Origin of the sequence: Burkholderia sp. MSMB1072, assembly GCF_001524725.1 — a bacterium.
Lineage (GTDB): Bacteria > Pseudomonadota > Gammaproteobacteria > Burkholderiales > Burkholderiaceae > Burkholderia.
In genome coordinates, this window is the sequence record NZ_LOYC01000070.1 from 1 (window position 1) to 1695 (window position 1695).

At 66.9% G+C, this 1695-nt stretch carries 2 protein-coding genes; both read right to left on the minus strand.

What is annotated here, in order from left to right; genetic code table 11:
• Positions 1-158: 158 nt before the first annotated feature.
• On the minus strand, positions 159-986 hold the full coding sequence (locus WS89_RS29910) for a hypothetical protein (protein WP_034205621.1): 828 nt from the start codon (positions 984-986) through the stop codon (positions 159-161).
• A gap of 121 nt (positions 987-1107) precedes the next feature.
• Positions 1108-1695 (minus strand): tetratricopeptide repeat protein (locus WS89_RS29915; RefSeq protein WP_059795692.1); only part of this gene is annotated, 588 nt, incomplete at its 5' end.

Below are 1695 nucleotides of genomic sequence, written 5' to 3' on the forward strand. Positions count from 1 at the left end.
CAGCGGCTTTCATCGGGGTCCCCTTTCAAACGAACTGGACGAACGAAGCCGGCACGCGCGCATCGCGCCGCACGCACCGACCATCGGGAAATCAGGAATCGCGAATCGGGAAGCGAGACTCGGCAATCGGCCGGCGGCATCCCGCCGGCCCGCCTACGTCAGTTCACCTGCAACTGGCCGCCGCGGCCCAGCCCGCCCTTCACGTCCTGCGCCTTGTAGCTGCGCAGCGCGACGACCATCTTGTTGTACGCATCGATGAACGCGACCACCGTCGCCTTGCCTTCCGGCGTCGCCGAGAAGCCCGCGAGCGCACCGCCCACGCCGCCGCCGAAGCCGCCCAGCGCCGCGCCGTAGTTGGTCGCCGTCGAGCTGCCTTCCGCCGCCGCGATCTGCACCGCCGAGCGCACGTCGAACAGCGTCAGCGTCACCACCGACGCCTTCGTCTGCAGGTGGCCCGCCACCGCCGCCACCGCGCTGTTGCCGATCAGCCCGCCGATCATGCTGCCGATCCCGCCGATCGGCGAGTCGTTGATCACGATCTGCGGCTCCATGTAGTAGTCGGCCGCTACCCGCTGCCCCTTCTGCTGCTTCGAGCCCGCGCGGTATTCGCCCGAATTGCGCTGCAGTTGCGTGATGCGCGACAGGCGCGCGTCGCTCTTCTGGTTGCCGATCGACGTGATCACGAAGCAGTTCGACTGCTGCACCGCCAGGCGCAGCAGCGGGTCGATCGTCGTCATCTTGGTCGCGCTGCCGAACGGGCCCCACCAGTCGGCGTTGCGGCCGTCGTCCACCGCGATCGTGCCGAGCGGCGACGTGCAGCGCTGCAGTTGCGAATCGGCGCCGGCGCTCGCGCCGCCCGCCGCCGCACCGGTCACGCCGGCGTTCTGCCCGCCGGGCGTCACCACGCCGCCGCACCCCGCGACGGACGCGCCAAGCGCTGCAACCAGCGCACCTTGAACGAGACGTTGGGAAAGGTTGGTCTTCATGTCGTTGTCGATCGATTAGAGTCGTTGTTCGGCTTATGTGTTCGTGCGAACTTCGATAAGCCCCCCGGCGTGGCGCGCGATGGTGGTCTCCCCGCGGCCGCCCCCGTTGCTCGATGCCCGGTCAGTAGTACCAGTACGTCTGCTGCCAGACGCCGTAGTACGGATAGCCCGAGTACCAGTAGCCGTAATAGACGTCACGCCATTGCGTGCGCCATTTCCAGTCTTCTTCGTCTTCTTTCTTCGCCTTGCGCGCGAGGTCGAGCAGCTTTTTCGATTCCTTGTCGCCGCGGCTGGCCGCGATCGACAGCCACTTCTCCGCTTCGCGCGCATCCGAGCCCATTTCCTCGAGGCCGAACAGGTAGAAACTGCCGAGCGCCTTCTGCGCGTTCAGGTCGCCGCGTTCGGCGGCCTCGCGCATCCACTTGAGCGCCTGGTAGCTGTCCTGGCGCACGCCGTCGCCGCGGAAGTAGCGCAGGCCGAGGTCGTAGGCGGCCTTCGGCTGGGTTTTCGCGGTTTGCTTGAGCGCGGCGATGCGCGGATCTTCGCGGTCTTCCGCGTCGTCCCTTTTTTGATAGGAGACCTGATCTTTAGGGCGATCGGAACACCCGGTGTCGTCGCAGATCCGTACCGTGCCGGCGGTAACCGACGGATCCTGCGCGCACGCGGCCAACAGCAACAGCAGCCCCGGTGCGAGTAAACGGCGATACAT

Excerpts from the sequence above, each read along its gene's own strand:
- WS89_RS29910 (WP_034205621.1), bottom strand. The coding sequence starts at position 986 with ATGAAGACCAACCTTTCCCAACGTCTCGTTCAAGGTGCGCTGGTTGCA.